This window comes from Nocardiopsis sp. LDBS1602, from assembly GCF_035818715.1.
Classification (GTDB): Bacteria; Actinomycetota; Actinomycetes; order Streptosporangiales; family Streptosporangiaceae; genus Nocardiopsis; species Nocardiopsis alba.
The window spans coordinates 1,490,513-1,508,640 of record NZ_JAYLVW010000001.1 but is presented as its reverse complement, the minus strand read 5'-3'; the positions used below and the strand labels follow the sequence as shown (position 1 = coordinate 1,508,640).

The 18,128-nt window shown below is 71.3% G+C and carries 18 protein-coding genes and 1 riboswitch; of the genes, 15 read left to right on the top strand and 3 right to left on the bottom strand.

Features of this window, described 5'->3' with window-relative positions:
* Positions 1–8 precede the first annotated feature (8 nt).
* The 9 genes from rpe to U9J66_RS06850 all read left to right on the top strand — a co-directional run bounded on the left by rpe (position 9) and on the right by U9J66_RS06850 (position 8,446).
* The gene (rpe, locus tag U9J66_RS06890) at positions 9–680 is read left to right on the top strand and encodes a ribulose-phosphate 3-epimerase (protein WP_017534106.1); all 672 of its coding nucleotides are present in this window, start codon (positions 9–11) and stop codon (positions 678–680) included.
* A 293-nt stretch (positions 681–973) separates the two neighbouring features.
* The gene (locus U9J66_RS06885; protein ID WP_326337413.1) at positions 974–1,975 is read left to right on the top strand and encodes a phosphatase PAP2 family protein; all 1,002 of its coding nucleotides are present in this window, start codon (positions 974–976) and stop codon (positions 1,973–1,975) included.
* A gap of 68 nt (positions 1,976–2,043) precedes the next feature.
* Positions 2,044–2,174: riboswitch (FMN riboswitch) on the top strand.
* Between the two features lie 118 nt (positions 2,175–2,292).
* Positions 2,293–2,919: a riboflavin synthase gene (locus U9J66_RS06880; protein ID WP_326337319.1), complete on the top strand. Its 627-nt coding sequence runs from the start codon at positions 2,293–2,295 to the stop codon at positions 2,917–2,919.
* A 76-nt stretch (positions 2,920–2,995) separates the two neighbouring features.
* A complete protein-coding gene (locus U9J66_RS06875; RefSeq protein ID WP_161111536.1) occupies positions 2,996–4,291 on the top strand; it encodes a bifunctional 3,4-dihydroxy-2-butanone-4-phosphate synthase/GTP cyclohydrolase II in 1,296 nt (431 codons plus the stop codon).
* 55 nt (positions 4,292–4,346) lie between these two features.
* Positions 4,347–4,820, top strand: a complete 474-nt coding sequence (gene ribH / locus U9J66_RS06870) for a 6,7-dimethyl-8-ribityllumazine synthase (protein ID WP_161111537.1) — start codon at positions 4,347–4,349, stop codon at positions 4,818–4,820.
* A gap of 89 nt (positions 4,821–4,909) precedes the next feature.
* On the top strand, positions 4,910–5,368 hold the full coding sequence (locus U9J66_RS06865; protein ID WP_161112495.1) for a PH domain-containing protein: 459 nt from the start codon (positions 4,910–4,912) through the stop codon (positions 5,366–5,368).
* 169 nt (positions 5,369–5,537) lie between these two features.
* Positions 5,538–6,704 (top strand): XdhC family protein, encoded by a 1,167-nt coding sequence (locus tag U9J66_RS06860; protein WP_326337318.1) that lies wholly within the window; start codon positions 5,538–5,540, stop codon positions 6,702–6,704.
* A 125-nt stretch (positions 6,705–6,829) separates the two neighbouring features.
* On the top strand, positions 6,830–7,450 hold the full coding sequence (locus tag U9J66_RS06855; RefSeq protein WP_326337317.1) for a nucleotidyltransferase family protein: 621 nt from the start codon (positions 6,830–6,832) through the stop codon (positions 7,448–7,450).
* A 147-nt stretch (positions 7,451–7,597) separates the two neighbouring features.
* Positions 7,598–8,446, top strand: coding sequence for an SAM-dependent methyltransferase (locus tag U9J66_RS06850; RefSeq protein WP_014910419.1), 849 nt, complete (start codon positions 7,598–7,600; stop codon positions 8,444–8,446).
* Positions 8,447–8,464: 18 nt separating this feature from the next.
* On the opposite strand, the gene U9J66_RS06845 is transcribed toward U9J66_RS06850, so the two are convergent.
* From U9J66_RS06845 to U9J66_RS06835, 3 genes are all read right to left on the bottom strand, one after another.
* Positions 8,465–11,146 (bottom strand): protein kinase domain-containing protein, encoded by a 2,682-nt coding sequence (locus U9J66_RS06845; protein WP_326337316.1) that lies wholly within the window; start codon positions 11,144–11,146, stop codon positions 8,465–8,467.
* 229 nt (positions 11,147–11,375) lie between these two features.
* A complete protein-coding gene (locus tag U9J66_RS06840; RefSeq protein ID WP_014913046.1) occupies positions 11,376–11,681 on the bottom strand; it encodes a DUF2470 domain-containing protein in 306 nt (101 codons plus the stop codon).
* Positions 11,682–11,918: 237 nt separating this feature from the next.
* Positions 11,919–12,461 (bottom strand): YceI family protein, encoded by a 543-nt coding sequence (locus U9J66_RS06835; RefSeq protein WP_014911037.1) that lies wholly within the window; start codon positions 12,459–12,461, stop codon positions 11,919–11,921.
* Positions 12,462–12,603: 142 nt separating this feature from the next.
* On the opposite strand from U9J66_RS06835, the gene U9J66_RS06830 reads away from it, so the two are divergent.
* The 6 genes from U9J66_RS06830 (at position 12,604) to aroB (ending at position 18,125) form a co-directional block, all read left to right on the top strand.
* Positions 12,604–13,059, top strand: a complete 456-nt coding sequence (locus U9J66_RS06830) for a MarR family winged helix-turn-helix transcriptional regulator (RefSeq protein ID WP_014910797.1) — start codon at positions 12,604–12,606, stop codon at positions 13,057–13,059.
* Positions 13,060–13,299: 240 nt separating this feature from the next.
* A complete protein-coding gene (locus tag U9J66_RS06825; protein WP_014912022.1) occupies positions 13,300–14,007 on the top strand; it encodes an SseB family protein in 708 nt (235 codons plus the stop codon).
* A gap of 88 nt (positions 14,008–14,095) precedes the next feature.
* Complete coding sequence (locus tag U9J66_RS06820) at positions 14,096–15,070, top strand: prepilin peptidase (RefSeq protein WP_326337315.1); 975 nt, start codon at positions 14,096–14,098, stop codon at positions 15,068–15,070.
* A 50-nt stretch (positions 15,071–15,120) separates the two neighbouring features.
* The gene (gene aroC / locus U9J66_RS06815; protein WP_017534099.1) at positions 15,121–16,302 is read left to right on the top strand and encodes a chorismate synthase; all 1,182 of its coding nucleotides are present in this window, start codon (positions 15,121–15,123) and stop codon (positions 16,300–16,302) included.
* A gap of 222 nt (positions 16,303–16,524) precedes the next feature.
* Positions 16,525–17,028 carry a shikimate kinase gene (locus U9J66_RS06810; protein ID WP_014910834.1) on the top strand — a complete coding sequence of 168 codons (504 nt, stop codon included), beginning with the start codon at positions 16,525–16,527 and terminating at the stop codon, positions 17,026–17,028.
* Entirely contained in the window at positions 17,025–18,125 is a 1,101-nt protein-coding gene (gene aroB / locus U9J66_RS06805; RefSeq protein ID WP_326337314.1) for a 3-dehydroquinate synthase, read from the top strand. The genes U9J66_RS06810 and aroB overlap by 4 nt, the downstream gene beginning before the upstream one ends.
* The last annotated feature ends 3 nt before the right edge of the window (positions 18,126–18,128 follow it).

The following is an 18,128-nucleotide window of genomic DNA, read 5'->3' as shown; positions in this document are numbered from 1 at the left end:
CTGCCGACGTGGGCATTCAGATCTCTCCCAGCATCCTCAGCGCCGATTTCGCGCACCTGGCCGACGAGGCCGCCGCGGTGCCGACCGCCGACTGGCTGCACGTCGACGTCATGGACGGACACTTCGTCCCCAACCTGACGTTGGGGCTGCCCATCGTGGAGTCCCTGCTCAAGGCGACCTCCACGCCTCTGGACTGCCACCTGATGATCGAGGACCCCGACCGCTGGGCGCCCGCCTACGCCGAGGCCGGAGCGGGCAGCGTCACCGTCCACGCCAAGGCCGCGAGCGCCCCGGTGCGCACCCTGCGGGAGATCCGTCGACAGGGGGCCCGGGCCGGCCTGGCCCTCAACCCCGCCGAACCGGTCGAGCCCTATGCCGACCTGGTCGGAGAGATGGATATGCTTCTCCTGATGACCGTCGAACCCGGTTTCGGAGGTCAGCGGTTTCTTGACCTGGTTCTGCCCAAGATTCGCCGAGCGCGTGAGATCCTGGACAGCAGGGAGGCCTCCGTCTGGCTTCAGGTCGACGGTGGCGTGAGCGACGAGACCATCGAGCGCGCGGCCGAGGCCGGCGCCGACGTCTTCGTCGCCGGATCGGCCGTCTACGGGGCCCAGGATCCGGCGAGCGCGGTCGAGTCGCTGCGCGAACAGGCCCGTCGGGCCTCGAACCCGACCACATAGACCATCTCCGAAGGGGCGCGGCCGCCCGCACCCACCACCCCGGTGCGGCCGCGCCCCGCCCTTCTTCTCTCCCCCGCCGGTAACGATCACGGCGCGCCCACGCGCGGGTCTGGCCATCGGCGGAGCCCGCCGCCTATGCTTCTGCCCCGGTAGTCGTAACCCTCCGCTTGGTCGCGGCTCCGTCTTCCCCACGCGAGGTCGCGGGCGACCGGGGGAGCGGCGCGGCGTGAGCGCGTTGCCAGGCGCGGACCCCTGGAGTGCGCGTGAACGCTCTGAGCGTCGGACATACGGTCATGGAGCCCTACCTGGAGGCCGAGACGGGCCCCATCCTCTGGTTGCAGGAGTGGGGGCGTCCGCTCGTCGCGCCGATGGAGCTCATCACCCATCTGGGCTCCCAGGGCGTGCTCATCGTCCTGGTGGCCACCGTCTTCTGGTGCGTGAACGCCGGTCTCGGCGCGCGCATGTTCGTCCTGTTGATCTCCTCCGGGGTGGTCAACGGCCTGTTCAAGTCGTTGTCCTACTCTCCGCGTCCCTACTGGTTCGACGCCAGGATCACCGGATACCACCATCACAGCGGGTTCGGCATGCCCTCCGGGCACTCCCAGGCCGCGGTGGTCGCCTGGGGCTACCCGGCGATCCGGTCGGGGCGGCGCGCGGCGATGTGGGCGGCCGCGGTGGTGGTCCTCCTGGTGGCGTTCTCCCGGGTCCTGCTCGGCGCGCACTTCATCGGCGACGTGGTGGTCGGTCTCGCCCTGGGGATCCTGATCCTGTGGCTGTTCCTGCGTTACGAGGGCCGGGTGCTCGCCTGGTGGCTGGGGTCGGAGCCCCGGCGCACGGCCCTCTGGCTCCTGATCGTGGTCCTGACGCCCTGCGTGATCGCGACCGCCTGGCAGTACGGGGTCCGGGGGGACTGGACGGTCCCCACGACCGAGTGGATCGGCCCGACCCCCGCGGACCCGGCCGGGGCCTCCCTGGCGGGTCTGTACACGGCCTGTGGCGGACTCTTGGGCGGGGTGGCCGGTCTGACCCTGCTGTACCGGCGTGGTTGGTACAGCGCCGAGGGGACGATCACCGCGCGGGTGGCGCGTTTCGTCCTGGGCTTCTCGGTGCTGGTGGTCCTCCTGGTGGCGGAGCGGATCCTGTTCCGCGATCTGACCGGCCTGGCCTTGGCGCTCGTCTCCTTCGTGGTGTACGCCGCGGCGGCCTTCTGGGCCTCCTATGGCGCGCCGAGGGCGTTCGTCCGCAGCGGTCTGGCCACGTCGGCGGAGGTGGAAGGGCGAGGAGGGGGCCGGTGACACCTGTCACAGCGGCTAGGCGCTTCCGGAACGAAGGGGCTAGGATCGATCGTTGAGACAGCAGTCAAACGCGTGCTCCGGGGTCGGTGAAAGTCCGAACCGGCGGTGATAGTCCGCGACCCGGCCGAATCCATCGGCCGGTTGAACCGGTGGAATTCCGGTACCGACGGTGAAAGTCCGGATGGGAGGCAGTACGCGTTGGGACGGTACGAGGGCTTCGTCGTTCTTCGGCGTACCCCTTCGTCACCGACCCCCTCGCGGATCCGTTCATCCACTCCCTTTTCCCCGGAGCCTCATCAGGCGAAGGGACGTAGGGCGTGTTCACCGGAATCGTGGAAGAGCTCGGCGAGGTCGTCTCCATCGAACCGATCGGCGACGGCGGTGAGTCCGTGGCGCTCGCCGTCCGCGGTCCTCTGGTCTCCTCGGACGCCTCGCGGGGCGATTCCATCGCGGTCAACGGCGTGTGCCTGACCGTGGTCGATCTGGCCGAGGGGATCTTCACCGCCGACGTGATGAAGGAGTCCCTGGACCGTTCCTCCCTGGGGACGCTCGTCCCGGGGGCCCCGGTCAACCTGGAGCGGGCCGCCCGTGTCGACGGTCGTCTGGGCGGTCACATCGTGCAAGGGCACGTCGACGGCACCGCCGTCCTGATCTCCAGGGACCCGGGGGACCGCTGGGACGTCCTCCGTTTCGGCCTGGCCCCGGAACTGTCCCCGTACGTGGTGGAGAAGGGCTCGATCACCGTCGACGGTACGAGCCTGACGGTCTCCGCCGTCAGCGAGCCCGGCGCCGCCGAGGAGTTCTTCGAGGTCAGCCTCATCCCGGCCACGTTGGAGGCGACCACTCTGGGCGCTCTGGCGCCCGGCGCCACCGTGAACATCGAGGTGGACGTCATCGCCAAGTACGTGGAGCGCATCGCCGCCGTGGCCCGGGTCCGGGCCTAGACACCCCTTCGGTTCGGGCCCCTTTCGTGCCCGCCACAGCATCCACCGCACACACGACGTACTCCAGGGAGCGGGAATGACCGTCACCGACACCAACCGGGCCGCCGACGCCGACACCGACGGGACCGTGGTCCTCGATCGGATCGAGGACGCCATCGCCGACTTCGCCGCGGGGCGGGCCGTCGTGGTCGTGGACGACGAGGACCGTGAGAACGAGGGCGACATCATCTTCGCGGCCGAGCTGGCCACGCCCGAACTGTTGGCGTTCATGATCCGTTACACGTCGGGCGTGGTGTGCGTGCCGATGGAGGGTGAGGATCTGGACCGGCTGGACCTGCCGCTGATGACCGCGCGCAACGAGGAGAGCCTGCGTACCGCCTACACGGTCACCGTCGACGCCCGTGAGGGCGTGACCACCGGGATCTCGGCCGCCGACCGGGCCCGGACGATCCGTCTGCTGGCGGGTGAGCGGAGCCTGCCGACCGACTTCGTGCGTCCCGGCCACATCCTGCCGCTGCGCGCTCGCCCGGGCGGTGTGCTGGCCCGGCGCGGGCACACCGAGGCCTCCGTGGACCTCGCGCGGTTGGCGGGGCTGCGTCCGGCGGGGGTGTTGGCGGAGGTGGTCGAGGACGACGGCACGATGGCCCGGCTGCCCCGGTTGCGGGAGTTCGCCGACGAGCACGGCCTCAAGCTGATCTCGGTCGAACAGTTGGCGGCGCACCGTGCCTCCCTCGGGGAGACCCTGACCGAGGAGCAGGCCGCACCGCCATTGGTCACCCGGATGGTCGAGACCCGCATGCCGAACCGGTACGGGGAATGGCGCGCGGTCGGTTTCAAGGGCACGGCCGACGGCGCGGAGCACGTCGCCCTGGTGTTCGGAGATCTGACCGACGGGGCCGACGTCCTGGCCCGTCTGCACTCGGAATGCCTGACCGGGGACGCGTTCGGTTCGCACCGGTGCGACTGCGGGGCCCAGTTGGACGCGGCCATGGCCGAGATCGCCGAGGCGGGGCGCGGTGTCCTGGTCTACCTCGGTGGGCACGAGGGGCGGGGGATCGGGCTGCTGCACAAGCTGCGCGCCTACAGCCTCCAGGATCGGGGGGTGGACACCGTCGACGCGAATCTGCGGCTGGGGCTGCCCGCGGACGCCCGCGAGTTCGGGGCGGGCGCCCGGATCCTCACGGACCTGGGCGTGGTCTCGGTGCGGCTGTTGTCCAACAACCCGGACAAGGCGGAGGCGCTGGAGCGCCACGGGGTGCGGGTGAGCGAGCGGGTGGCCATGCCGACGTTCGTCACCGACGACAACCTCTCCTACCTGTTGACCAAGCGGGACCGCATGGGGCACGACCTCGCCGCCGGGGTCACGCGTTAGCCGTGCGCTCGGAGCGCGGGGACATGTTCGTCATCGATTCGAAGAAGGGCCGGTCATGAGCGGTACGGGACGTCCGGAGCAGGAGCGCGTCGACGGTCGGGGGCTGTCGGTGGGCATCGTCGTCACTCGATGGAATGAGCCGATCGTGCGGCCGATGCTCGACAACGCGTTGGAGGTGGTGAAGGCGTCGGGGGCCGCCGATCCGGTGGTGGTCGAGGTGGCCGGGGCGGTGGAGATCCCGGTGGTGGCCCAGGAGTTGGCGCGCTCGCACGACGCGGTGATCGCTCTGGGGGCGGTCATTCGAGGTGGGACGCCGCATTTCGACTACGTGTGTCTGTCGGTGACGCAGGGGCTGACCGAGGTGGCCCTTCGGGAGGCGACCCCTGTGGGCAATGGTGTGCTCACGTGTGACACCCTGGAACAGGCGCGTGACCGTGCCGGCCTGCCGGGGAGCGTCGAGAACAAGGGCGCCGAGGCCGCGCTGGCCGCTCTGGACACGGCGGTGACCCTGCGGGGGCTGCGCCGCTGATCCATGCCCCGTCGACGGTGCGCGCCCAGAGCGGACCCTTGGCGTGTGGACACGGATGGAGCTGGCAGGTGCGGACGAAGGAAGACTCCGTGGACGAGGCGTCGAAGCGCCCTGAGAGCCCGAGGACCTGGCGTCCCCGCGCGGTGCGGTTGGTCGCCTACGGGCTGGGGCTGTTGATCCTGTCGACCATGGTGCTGCTCGCCGTGATGCTTCCGGCCGACTGGCGTGTCCAGGATCGGGTGCTGGTCGTGATGTTGGGGCTGGTGGTCGCCGCCGGGCTGCACCTGTTGGCCCGACCTCGGCTGATCGCGATGGAGGACCGGGTCGTCGTCATCAACGGCATCCGTACGCATCACCTGGCGTGGCCGGAGGTGTTGGACATCCGGATGCCGGTGGGGGAGCCCTGGCCGTCGTTGGACCTGTCCGACGGCACCTCGTTGCCGGTGATGGGGATCCAGAGCACCGATGGCGATCTGGCACGGCGCAACCTGGAGGAGTTCCGGGGGATGCTGGGGCGCGGTGAGACCGAGGAGCCCGAGCGTCCCTGACCCTCCGTAGAGCGGTCGGCGCCGCCTCCGTTCGTAGACGAAACCGAATCGAGCCCTCGTTTCCTGGAGAAACGGGGGCTCTTCCATGTGGCCCTGGGCACATAGGTTGGTATCGAGGAGCGCGGGTGTTCGGAGCGACCCGCCGGGGAGAGTCTGGGAGAGGTGCCGAGTGCGTGACGTACGAGCGACCGTGGCCGACCTGTACGCCTCGGGTGAGACGTTCGCGGTGGCGACGGTCATCGACACTTACAAGAGCGCTCCACGCGCGGCAGGGGCGTCGATGCTGGTCAGATCCTCCGGCGAGGTGGTCGGCAGTGTGTCCGGCGGCTGTGTGGAGGGCGCGGTCTACGAGGAGGCCCTGGAGGTCATCCGGACCGGCGTGCCGGTCCGTCGTACCTACGGGGTCAGTGACGAGGACGCCTTCAGTGTGGGGTTGACCTGTGGTGGGACCCTGCATCTGTTCGTGGAGCCGATCGGTCGCGACACCTATCGGGGGTTGGACGCGGTGCTGGACTCCATCGAGGAGCACCGGCCGGTGGCGGTGGCCACGATCGTGTCCGATCCTTCGGACGCCGGGAGGGTGGGTCGTCGGCGTCTGGTGTGGCCGGACTCGGCCGAGGGGGACCTGGGCGAGGGCGGGGAGCGGTTGTCCGCGGCCCTGGACGACGACGTGCGCGGCATGCTCGCGCAGGGGATCACGGGGCTGTTGCACTACGGGGTGGACGGTCAGCGGCGCGGGGACGAGCTGGAGGTGTTCGTCGAGTCGTTCGCTCCGGCGCCTCGCATGCTGGTGTTCGGGGCGATCGACTTCGCGGCGGCCGTGGCCGATCTGGGCACCTATCTGGGCTACCGGGTGACGGTGTGCGACGCCCGTCCGGTCTTCGCCACGGCGCGGCGCTTTCCCACCGCTGAGGAGGTGGTGGTCAAGTGGCCGCACGTGTTCCTGGACGAGATCGCCGACGAGATCGATCGGCGCACCGTGATCTGCGTGCTCACGCACGACCCCAAGTTCGACGTCCCCGTGCTCAAACGGGCGTTGGGCACCGAGGCCGGCTACATCGGGGCGATGGGCTCGCGTCGTACCCACGACGATCGGATGGAGCGGTTGCGCGAGGCCGGGGTCTCGGAGGAGGCGTTGGCGCGGTTGCATTCGCCGATCGGTCTGGATCTGGGGGCACGGACCCCGGAGGAGACCGCCGTGTCGATCGTGGCGGAGATGGTGGGGTCCCGTTGGGGCGGGAGCGGCCGGGAACTGCGGGAGACCACGGGGCGGATCCATCGGGACGCGCCTCTACCCCCACTGATTCCGGCCGGTTTCGGTCACTCGAGGGGGTGAACCGGAACCCGGGGGATTCGGAAAGCCCTGTTCACGGCGGTGAGTCCGGAACAGTGCGGGAAGAGGGCCCTATGGGCTCACCGAGGTGGCCCACCCTCGACGCCCGCCCGTGACATCATCGCGTCATGGGTACTGGGGAAGCGAGGCTCGGGGGAAGCGAGCGGAGGGGCCCGGTCGCGGGCCTGCTGCTGGCGGCGGGGTCGGGGAGCCGGCTCGGTCGCCCCAAGGCGCTGGTGGAGTTGGGCGGTGAACGCCTGGTCGACCGGGGGGTGCGCATGCTCGCCGAGGGCGGGTGCTCGCCGGTGCTGGTGGTGCTGGGGGCGGCGGACACCAGGGTCGAGGGTGCCCTGACGGTGCACAACACCGACTGGTCGAGTGGGATGGGGTCCTCCGTGCGCGCGGGGATCGACGCCCTGCCCGACAGCGTGGACGCGGTCCTGGTGGCTCTGGCCGATCAGCCCCTGGTCACCCCGGCGGCGGTGCGTCGTCTGGTGGAGGCCTACGAGCAGGGGGCGCGGGCCGCGGTCGCCACCTACAACGGGAATCCGCGCAATCCGGTGCTGTTGGGGCGCGAGCACTGGTCCACGGTCTACTCCATGGCCGAACGCGACGTGGGCGCCCGCCCCTTCCTGCGGGCCTACTCCCATCTGGTGACCTCGGTGTCCTGTGACGACATCGCCAGTCCCGAGGACATCGACACCGCCGAGGACCTGGCCCGGATGAGCGAGATGCTCGACCGGGCCTGACCCTTCTTCCGGGTGGGGCCGAAAACCGGGTGCTGCGACGGGGCGGGCCGGGTAGCGTGTCCGGTATGTCCTCCTGAAACGCCACACGAACGACGCCGCCGTGCCCGATGCCGGTGGCTCCCTCAGGCCTTTCCGGAAGGACTCTCGATGACCACGCCGTACACCGCCCTGTCCGAGATGGGGCGGCGTCCCGCCCTCTACGGCCGCACCACCACGGCCGCCCTGTGGACCGATCCCCACATCTCCGGACGGATGCTCGCCCACCACCTGGACCCCGACGTCGAGGCGGCCTCGCACGGACACGGGTTCGTCGACCGGGCCGTGACCTGGATGAGGGGGCGGTTCGATCTCGGACCCGGATCCCGCCTCCTCGACCTGGGGTGCGGGCCGGGACTCTACACCGTCCGCCTGGCCCGGCACGGGGTCCGGGCCACGGGGGTGGACTTCTCGCCGTCCTCGGTGGAGTACGCCGAACGCGTCGCGCGCGGTGAGGGCGTCCCCGCCCGTCACCTGTGTCGGGACTACCTCTCCCTGAGGCTGTCGGAACGCTTCGACCTGGCCGTCATGGTCATGCGCGACTACTGCGCGATGACGCCCCGGGACCGGCTTCGTCTGTTGGACGTGGTCGACCGACACCTGGTGCCCGGCGGGGCCCTGCTCTTCGACGTCGACGCCGAGCCGGCCCTGGAACGGGTACGGGAGGACGTCGAGTACGCCCCCGGGCTCATGGACGGGTTCTGGGCGGCCGAGCCCTATCACGGCTTCCGGCACACGTTCCGTTACGACCGGGAGCGGGTGAGCCTGGACCGCTACGACATCGTCACGGCCTCGGAGGTCCGTGTCTTCCACAACTGGGTCCGGTACTTCGATCCGACCTCGCTCGCCTCGGAACTGGCCCGGGGCGGGTTCGTCGTGGAGGAGCGGTACGGCGACCTGACCGGGGCCGCCTACGATCCCGGGGCGGACTCCTTCGCCGTCCTCGCCCGACGCGGGTGAGGACGGCGAAGGGGCCGATCAACCCAGAAGACCGTCCAAGGGGATGAGGATCCCCGATCCCAGGGCCAGCAGCCCGGTGGACAACAGCACCACGAGCATCAGGATCGAGCCGGCCACGGACAGGCGGAAGGCGGCCAGTCGGCGTCGCGCCTTGAACCGGTCCCGGGCGGCGGTCCGGCCCAGGTACAACAGGGCCAACGCCAACAGGACGGGGAGCCACCAGCTCGCGCCGATCCCGCCGGGCAGCAGGTCGGTCAGGGCGGCGGCGCCCTCGCTCACCGGGTTGGCGCTGAAGTCCAACAGACCGGTGTAGGCGTCGGTGACCAGTGGGCTCTCGGGGAAGAAACCCTCCTCGGGGCGCAAGGCCCGGCCCAGGCCGTCGATGAGTCCGAGCAGGGCCGCGGGGTAGGCGAAACGGCGGCAGCGGCCGGCGCGCATGGCCCGCTGGATCTGCCCCATGGTCCGCTCCACCCGGCGCGCGGCCTTCTCCTGCCGGCGCCGGTCCTTGTCGGTCACGGCCGGTCCGGGGCGGGTCGGGTCGTCGGGCAGGGCGTTCAGGTCCGGGCGGGTGGCGGCCTCGGCGCGGCGCTGCCCCGACGAGGCGGCCTTCTCCCGTGCCTTGTCCCACCGTTCCCGGGCCGACCCGGCCAGCGAGGCCCAACGGTCCTGACGGCGGGCCCGGCCGTCGGCGCGTTCGCGTTCGGCGATGTCGGCGCCGATCCGGTCGGCCTCGGGAAGAAGGAGCAGGGCGGTGAGCGTCGCGGCGCGCGAGGACAGCGGGTCGTCCCCGTCGCGCAGGGCGGCACGGCGTTGCTCCAGCCACCAGGGGGCGTTGGGGGCCGGGCTGCGCTGGCCGGGGTGCCAGGAGCGGCGGCGCAGGTGCGAGCGGTGCCGGGAGGCGGTCTCGGGGACCAGGACCAGCTCGACCGCGCGTGCCCAGGTGGTGTTGATCTCGTGCGCGGCGGGGCGCCTGGGGGCGTCGGGGCCGGCCCCGACCAGGCGCTCCAGGGTCTCCTCGACCCGTTCCATCAGGAGCGGGACCTCGTGCTGGACGCGTTCGAGCAGCACGCATCGGCCGGAGCTCCCGGAGCGGCACGAGGGGTGCGGGCACCAGTGCTGGGAGCCCAGACCGACCACGCCCGTCTCGACCGCCTCGCGGATCACCGCGTGGCGGCTGGACTCGCCGGTGGCCAGGGACAGGAGTCCGTCGGAGCCGATCTCGTGGCCCCGGAAGCGCGGCGGCATGCCCGGGACGTAGCGGGCGGCCAGGGCGCTGATCGCCACGTGGGCGAGGTCGGGGCGTTGGTCCAACCCGGTGAGGTAGGAACGGTCGAAGGTGTAGTCGTTGACCTCGCGATCGAGCCAGGTACGCAGTTCGGGCCAGTGGCTGCGCAGCCACATGGCTCCGGTGTCGGAGCGGTCCAGCAGGTCGAAGGCCAGGCTCGGCGGGTCCTCGTGGAGGGCCCCGGCGAAGTCGATGGGGCGCAGCCGGCGGGCGGTGCGGATGGTGGGGCGTTCCCCGGCCAACCAGGCCTCGACCTCCTCGTGGCCCCAGCGGGCGGCGGGGGAGAGGGTGAGCAGGCCGCGTACCAGCAGGCGCCAGCGTTCGTCGGTGATCGCCGAGATGTCGACCTCGGTGTTGCGCGCGGTCAACCAGTTGCCGCCGCGTTCGGGGCGGCGACCGGTGACCAGCTCGTGCGCCATCACGCCCAGGGACCACCAGGCCGCGGGGGCCTCGCGGCGGCCCTCGATGACCTCGGGGGCGGCGTAGGCCTCGGTGACGGCCTGGCCGCCGTAGACACGGCTCATGGTGGCGCGCACGGCGCCGCCGAAGTCGGTGAGGGCCACGACCGGCGGTTCGGAGGAGCGCAGCAGCAGGTTCTCGGGTTTGACGTCGGTGTGGTTGTGCTGGAGTTCGTGCTGCCAGTGGTGCAGACAGTCGGCGACGGCGCGGACCACGGCGCGGGCGCCCTCGTCGTCCAGGGGCGCCCGGTCGATGATCTCGCGCAGGGTGCCCTCGGAGAAGTACTCCTGGGCCTCCCATGCCAGGTCCTCGCCCCAGGAACTGGCGGCGGTCCCATAGCCCTGGATGGCGGGCGTGTGGGGGGAGGCGGTGCCGCGTGCGCGGAGCCGGTCCAGGAGTTCACGGTTGATGTCGTGTCCGGGCCGGTACACCTTCAGGGCGAGTCTGCGGCCGGGAGAGTCGGTGGGTTCGACCAGGTACACGACGGCCTCGCCGCCCGCGCCGATCCGGTCGAGGATCTGGTAGCGGCGGCGCAGCTCGGCGGGCACCGCGTAGTCGAGGTCGCCGGCGGGGCCGATGACCATGCGGGAGACCAGCCGGGTCATCCAGTCGAGGAGGGGGCCGAAGAGAACCCGCCACCATGGGACGCGTCCGTCGGGGGAGGGGCCCGCCGAGGCGGGGCGTCGGTCGGCGGGCGTCCGGGCGGTGGGGGAGAGGGGCTCTTGGACGCGGGTGGCCCCGGGGTCCAGGACGTCGGTCCGGTCGGAGCCCTCCGGTGGGACGATCCGGGTCGGCGCCGGTTCGGTGTCGTCGGTGGATGGTCGTCGCGCCCCTGGTCGGAGCACGCGTGTCACCCGCCGCGTGATGCCCGCGCCGGGGCCGACGCGGGTGGTGGGAGCGACGGGGTCGATCCGTTGGGTCGGTGCGTTCTCGTCACCGGGGTCGGGAGTGACCATCGAGGCCGGAGCCGTCCTTCGATCGGTGGTGTGCGGATGTCCGAGGGGGAAGGAGAGCGGACCCTTCCACACTAGGTCGTACCGATACCCGAACGTAGGGGTGCGGGCACCCCGGGTGCGCGCCCCCGATCCGTGGGGTCGACGACGCCCCTTCCCCCTCGTCTCCCTGTTGGACGCTCCAGGGGCCCTTCGGGTTCCGGTGATCTCCCGATCGGAGGGGAGGGAAGGGTCAGTGTTCCCGGGGCGGGACGCCGAGTTCGGCGCAGGCCTGTCGGTACATGCGCACGACCTCGACGCGGATGGCGGCCCGTTCGGTGAGGGGGACGGACCACGGGATGCGGACGGAACGCTCCACGCCGTCCACGGTCACCTCGTAGTGGCCGCTCTCACCGTCCAGACCGACCATGCGGGCGGAGGTGGCCTCCGGTACGCCTCCCAGGGCGCGGCAGATGATCAGGGTGTCCTCGGGGTGGTCGCCGTTCATGTGCGCGGTGACGGCGGAGACGACCTCGGGGGAGAAGGGGGTGGAGGTCATGGCGGTGCTCCTGGGAAGGGTGGGTGGACGGCATGAAGGAGGGGAGGGTCGTCACGACCCTCCCCTCTCGACGATATCCGAGGCCTCACGGCCCGTCGGTGACGTGCCTTCGGGCCCGGGGCGGCGGCCGTCCCCCGGCGGCCGCGCCCGGACATCGTCTCTCGGGCCCTCGAAAGGGGCCCGGGGTCCCGGTCGTTCGGCGGGTGGAGCCGGACCGGGACGCCCTCCCGGCCGGTCTCAGGCCTGGCGGGTGAACTCGGCGTCGATCTCGATGGCGATCTTGTCGCCGACGACCACGCCGCCGCCGTCCATCGGCATCTCGATGTCCACGCCGAACTTCTTGCGGCTGATGGTGGTGGAGGCGGAGAAGCCCGCGCGGTCCAGGCCGTAGGGGTCGAGGGTGGAGCCGTTGAACTCCAGGGTGAGCTCGATCGGGTGGGTGTTCTGCTTGATGGTCAGCTCACCCTTGAGGACGAACTCCTCGCCCTTGGCCTCCAGACCGGTGGAGCGGAAGTGGAACTCCGGGTGCTGGTCGGCCTCGAAGAAGTCGGCGGACCGGATGTGGTTGTCGCGGTCGCCGTTGTCGGTGTTGATGGAGCTCGCGTCGATGGTGGCCTCGACGGAGGACTTGGTGGGGTCCTCGGGCACGGTCAGCGTGGCGTCGAACCTCTCGAAGCGGCCGCGGACCTTGCTCACCATCATGTGGCGGACGGAGAAGCCGACGACGCTGTGGGCGGTGTCGATCTTCCAGGTGCCGGGCTTGAGTTCCTGAGCGGCCATGGTGTCTCTCCCTGAATCGTGTCGCGGCCCGCCTCCGGGCCGGCTGTCTTGCTAAGAACAAGCTACCTTAGAAATATCTTCCTGGGAAGTAGTTTAGGTGTTCGGTCCGCGTCCGGCAAGGTCCTCCCGCTAGAATCCACCCATGGACAAGGCCTGGCTCGACGCCGACGAACAGGGCGTCTGGCGCGGATTCCTGCGGATGAACTCCTGGATCTACGACGAGCTCGAACACGATCTCCGCGACCGCGACGGACTCTCCCTCATCGAGTACGGCATCCTCGCCCATCTGTCGGAGGCGCCCGATCGGCGTATGCGCATGCGCTCCCTCGCCGACAGCGTCATCGTCTCCAAGAGTCGGCTCTCCCACCAGATCGCCAGACTGGAGCGCAACGGCCACGTGCGCCGGGAGAGCTGCGCGGACGACCGGCGCGGCCTGTGGGCGGTCCTCACCGACCAGGGCGACCGACTCCTGCGTCGGGCCGCCCCGGGGCACGCCGCGCGGGTCCGCTCGCTGGTCTTCGACCGGCTCAGCCGGGAACAGGTCGGCCAGCTGCGGGAGATCGTCGCCGCGCTCGGTGGCGCACCCGAACGCCCCTAGACGTCTCCGCCGCCCGTCGAAACCGAGGCGTCGGGGTCCTTTCGCGACCGTTTCACGTCTTTCGTGAGGAAACGAGACCCCGCGCCGCGCCCGCCTGTGAAGCTGTGGCGGGGGCACACGGCACACGGCCGATCGCCCCCGAGGAACGGCCGTCCGCGGCCCGGGAGGGGGAGAGGTCACATGGTCCTGTCGAAGAGGCGTACCCGTCGTATAGGCGCATCCCGGGTAGAGTCGGACCCCGTGAGCAGACCATCCATCATCGGCGCCCAGAACTTCCGAGACGACGACGGCAGCGCCGACCCGGTAGTCGAGAGCCGGCTGCGCGACCACGCCGCCGGCGAGGTCGGCGACCGTCAGGTCCTGTCCGCGCTCAGCGACTCCCGCGTGCTCATCCCCGTCGTGGCCGTGGCCACCGAGACCGAGGAGGGGGTGGGCGGCCTCACCAAGGACAAGAACAGCGAGGTCGCGATCCCCATCATGACCGGCAAGGACGGTCGCCGGGGCGTGCTCGCCTTCACCTCCGTGGACGCGGTCCGACGTTGGAGACCCGACGCCCGCCCCGTGCCCTTCACCACCAAGGACGCCTGCCAGGCCACCCTGGAGGAGAACGCCGACGCGCTGGTCCTCGACGTCTCCGGCCCCGTCCCGTACACGGTCCAGGGCCGTTTCCTCACCATGCTCGCCGAGCACGGCACCGTCCCCGAACCCAAGGACGACCCCCAGGTCCTGTCCCTGGTCTACCGGGTGACCCACGCCGAGTTCGGTATCGAACGCGTGCGCATCCACGCCTCCGAACGCTGTGACATCGGTATCCGGCTGGAGCTGGAGGAGCGCGACGACGAGTCGCTGCGCCGTGTCGCCGAGCGTCTGGCCGACGAACTCCGGCACGTCCTTCCCGGCGGGATCGAACTGAGCGCCGTGGTGCGCGCCCAACGCGACGAAGAGTGACCGGAGGCGGCCGCCGGCCCCTCCCCGCTCTGTCCACAGGTCGCGCGAGCCACTGTCGCCGAGCCTTCCGGGCCGGTAGTTTCCGAACATGTCCACCCCCTCGGCCCTCATGGCCTCCCCGGTGCTCTGGTCGGTCGTGGCCGCCGCGGCCCTCGGCGCGCTCGGCCTGATCGTCGGCCGCGGCACCGGACGCCTGGTCCACCTGTTCGGCCCGGCCGACGCGGACGTGGCCGTGTCCTCTCGTCCGGCGGAGCACGCCGGCCCCGAGAACCCCCCGGGTCAGGACGGTGCCACACCCGGGCCCGGGCACCCGGAAGGCGCGCCCGAACGAGGATCGAGACCGCCGGTGGAGGGGCCTCGGGAGGATCCCGGACCGGCGCCGCCGCGCTGCCCGCACTGTCGTACGGCGCTCCGTTTCGTCCGGGGTCTGCCCGTACCGGTGGAGCGCGGGATCCTCGGCGATGGAGGGTGCCCGGGATGCGGGCGGCCGATCACGTCCCACCTTCCGACGGTCGTGGTCACGGGAGCGCTCTTCGCCCTGACCGTTCCACTTCTGGCGCACCAACCGGCGGGCTGGTCCCCGTTCGGGGCGGCGGCCGTCCTCTGGCTGATCGCCCTGGGCGTCGCGCTCTGCGCCATCGACCTGCGGGTGATGCGTCTGCCCGACGCCCTCGTGGGTCCCGCCTACCCCGTCGCGGGGGCGCTGCTGGCCGCCGCCGTCCTCCTGCCGCCCGCGGGTCCGGACCTCGAACGCGGCGCGCACGCGCTCATCGGCCTCGTCCTGGTCGCCGTCCTGTACTGGTTCCTGTGGCGGATCCACCCCCGCGGTCTCGGCTTCGGCGACGTCAAACTCTCCGGCCTGACCGGCCTCTACGCGGGTTGGGCCGCCGGCCCGCTCGGCGCGATGGTCGGCGTCCTCTGGGCCTTCGCCTCCTTCTCCCTGGTCGGTCTGGCGCTCCTGCTGCTGCGCAGGGTCACCCGATCCGAACCCCTTCCGCTCGGCCCGTTCATGATCGCCGCGACCCTCGCCACGGTGTTCACGGGGGCGCCCCTGGTGCCCTGACCCGGGGTCGGGTTCCACTCCGCCCCCCGATCCGTGGGAGGATCGTGCACATGTTGCGTTGGCTGACCGCGGGGGAGTCCCACGGACCGGCACTCGTCGCGATTCTGGAGGGCCTTCCGGCCGGTGTGTCCGTCACCTCTGACGACATCGCCGCCGCTCTGCTCCGCCGCCGCGCCGGGTACGGTCGAGGCGCCCGGATGAAGTTCGAGAAAGATCAGGTCTCCGTCATCGGAGGCATTCGACACGGCCGTACCCAGGGGGGACCGGTCGCGATCGAGGTCGGGAACACCGAGTGGCCCAAGTGGGAGAAGGTGATGTCGCCCGACCCGGTCCCCGCCGAGGAACTGGAGGGCGTGGCGCGCAACGCGCCGCTCACCCGTCCGCGACCCGGCCACGCCGACCTCGTGGGCATGCAGAAGTACGGGCACACCGAGTCCCGCCCCATCCTCGAACGGGCCAGCGCCCGGGAGACCGCGGCGCGCGTGGCCATCGGAGAGGTCGCCCGGAGCTTCTGCCGTCAGGCGCTGGGGATCGAGATCATCAGCCACGTCGTGTCCATGGGCCCGGTCTCGGTGCCCGAGGACGCCCCCGAGCCGCGCCCCGAGGACCTGGCCGCGGTCGACGCCGACCCGCTGCGCTGCTTCGACCCCGCGACCAGCGCCCGCATGGTCGAGGAGGTCGACGACACCAAGAAGTCCGGGGACACCCTGGGCGGCGTCGTCGAGGTACTCGCCTACAACCTGCCTCCCGGTCTCGGCAGCCACGTGCACTGGGACCGTCGTCTGGACGCGCGTCTGGCCGGCGCCCTCATGGGCATCCAGGCGATCAAGGGCGTCGAGGTCGGCGACGGCTTCCGCACCGCGGCCCGTCGGGGTTCCCAGGCCCACGACGAGATCGAGCCCGGGCCCGACGGCGTGCGTCGGCGCACCAACCGCGCGGGGGGCGTCGAGGGCGGTATGAGCACCGGTGACCCGCTGCGCGTGCGCGCGGCGATGAAGCCGATCGCCACGGTGCCGCGCGCCCTGGACACCATCGACACCGGGACCGGCGAGCCGGCCCAGGCCCACCACCAGCGCAGCGACGTCACCGCTGTGCCCGCCGCGGGCGTGGTCGCCGAGGCGATGGTGGCACTGGTCATCGCCGAGGCCGCGGTCGAGAAGTTCGGAGGCGACTCGGTCGCCGAGACCGCCCGCAACCTCCAGGGCTACCTGGACTCGCTGACGATCCGCTAGAGAGTCGACGGCCCGCCCTCGTCGGGGGCGGGCCGTCCCCTTTTCCCTTCGCGCGCGTGGGGACGCTCCGTCTGCTAGACAGAGGGAGGGGCGCGACCGGCGGCCCTCCCCGAGGCCATGGGCCCATCGCCGCCGGACCCCGCATCGACAGACGACCGGAACGGTCCCCGCGCGCGGGGACGGACCCCGATAGGTAGGCAGAGCGTGGCAAGAGCGATCGCGGTGCTCATCGGTTCGCCCGGTTCGGGCAAATCCACCGTCGGAGAGGCACTGGCCCGCCGGCTCGGGGCGGACCTGCTGTGCACCGACACCGAGATCGAGAGGCGCGCGGGCAAGCCCATCGGCGACATCTTCGTCGAGGACGGCGAGGAGGGCTTCCGGGCATTGGAGCGCGAGGTCGTCGCGGAGGGTCTGCGCTCCTGGGAAGGGGTCATCGCCGTCGGAGGCGGCGCGATCCTCGACGAGGACACCCGTAAGGACCTCGCCGACCACCACGTCGTCTACCTCCAGGTCGAGTTCGGCGAGGCCGCCAAGCGCGTCGGCATGGACGTGGCCCGCCCGCTGCTCGCCGGGAACCCGCGCACCCGACTGCGCAAACTCCTCAACGAGCGGCTTCCGATCTACGAGGCCCTGGCCTCGGTGACCGTCCCCACGACGGAGTACCACCCCGAGGAGATCGTGGACTCGATCGTCGAATCCCTCCCCACCGGAAAGGCCGAGAAGTGACCGTGACCCGTATCGGAGTGGGCGACTCCGCCGGACGCTACGACGTGCTGGTCGGTGAGGACCTCCTCGGTGAGCTGCCCGCCCTGGTCGAGGGCGCCGCCCAGGTCGCGGTCATCCACCCGGAAGGGCTGGAGGACATCGCGGCCCGGGTCTCCGAGGCTCTGACGGCCGGCGGGTACACGGTGCGCCCGATGCCGGTGCCCGACGGAGAGGCCGCCAAGACCGTCGCCGTCGCCGCCGATCTGTGGTCGCGTCTGGGCTCGTTCAACTTCACCCGCAGCGACGCCGTCGTGGGCGTGGGCGGCGGGGCCGCCACCGACCTGGCCGGCTTCGTCGCCGCGACCTGGCTGCGCGGGGTGCGTTCGGTGCTGGTGCCCACCACGTTGCTGGGCATGGTCGACGCCGCCGTGGGCGGCAAGACCGGTATCAACACCCCCGAGGGCAAGAACCTGGTGGGGGCCTTCCACCCCCCGGCCGGGGTCCTGTGCGACCTGTCCACCCTGGCCACGGTGCCCAAGGCCGACTACATCGGCGGTCTCGCGGAGATCATCAAGGCCGGGTTCGTCGACGACCCGGTCATCTGCGAACTGATCGAGGACGATCCCGAGGGCGCCACCACCCCCGAGGGGCGGCACACCCGCGAACTCATCGAACGCGGCATCCGCTTCAAGGCCGACGTGGTCTCCGGCGACCTGCGCGAGAGCGGCCGCCGGGAGATCCTCAACTACGGGCACACCCTCGGGCACGCCATCGAGAAGGCCGAGAACTACACCTTCCGGCACGGATACGCGGTCTCGGTGGGCATGGTCTTCGCCGCCGAACTCGCCCACGCCGACGGGCGTATCGACGCCGACCTGGTCCGACGCCACCGTGACGTGCTCGCCTCGGTGGGGCTGCCCGTCTCCTACACCGCCGACTCCTGGGACGACCTGCGCTCCACCATGAGCGTCGACAAGAAGGCCCGTGGCAACACGCTGCGTTTCGTGGTCCTGGACGGCCCGGCCCGCCCCGCCATCCTGGCGGGACCCGCCCCTGAGCTGCTGGACGAGGCCTATCGGGCCGTCTCGGACGGCTTCCGGGGCCCACGAAGCCACTAGACT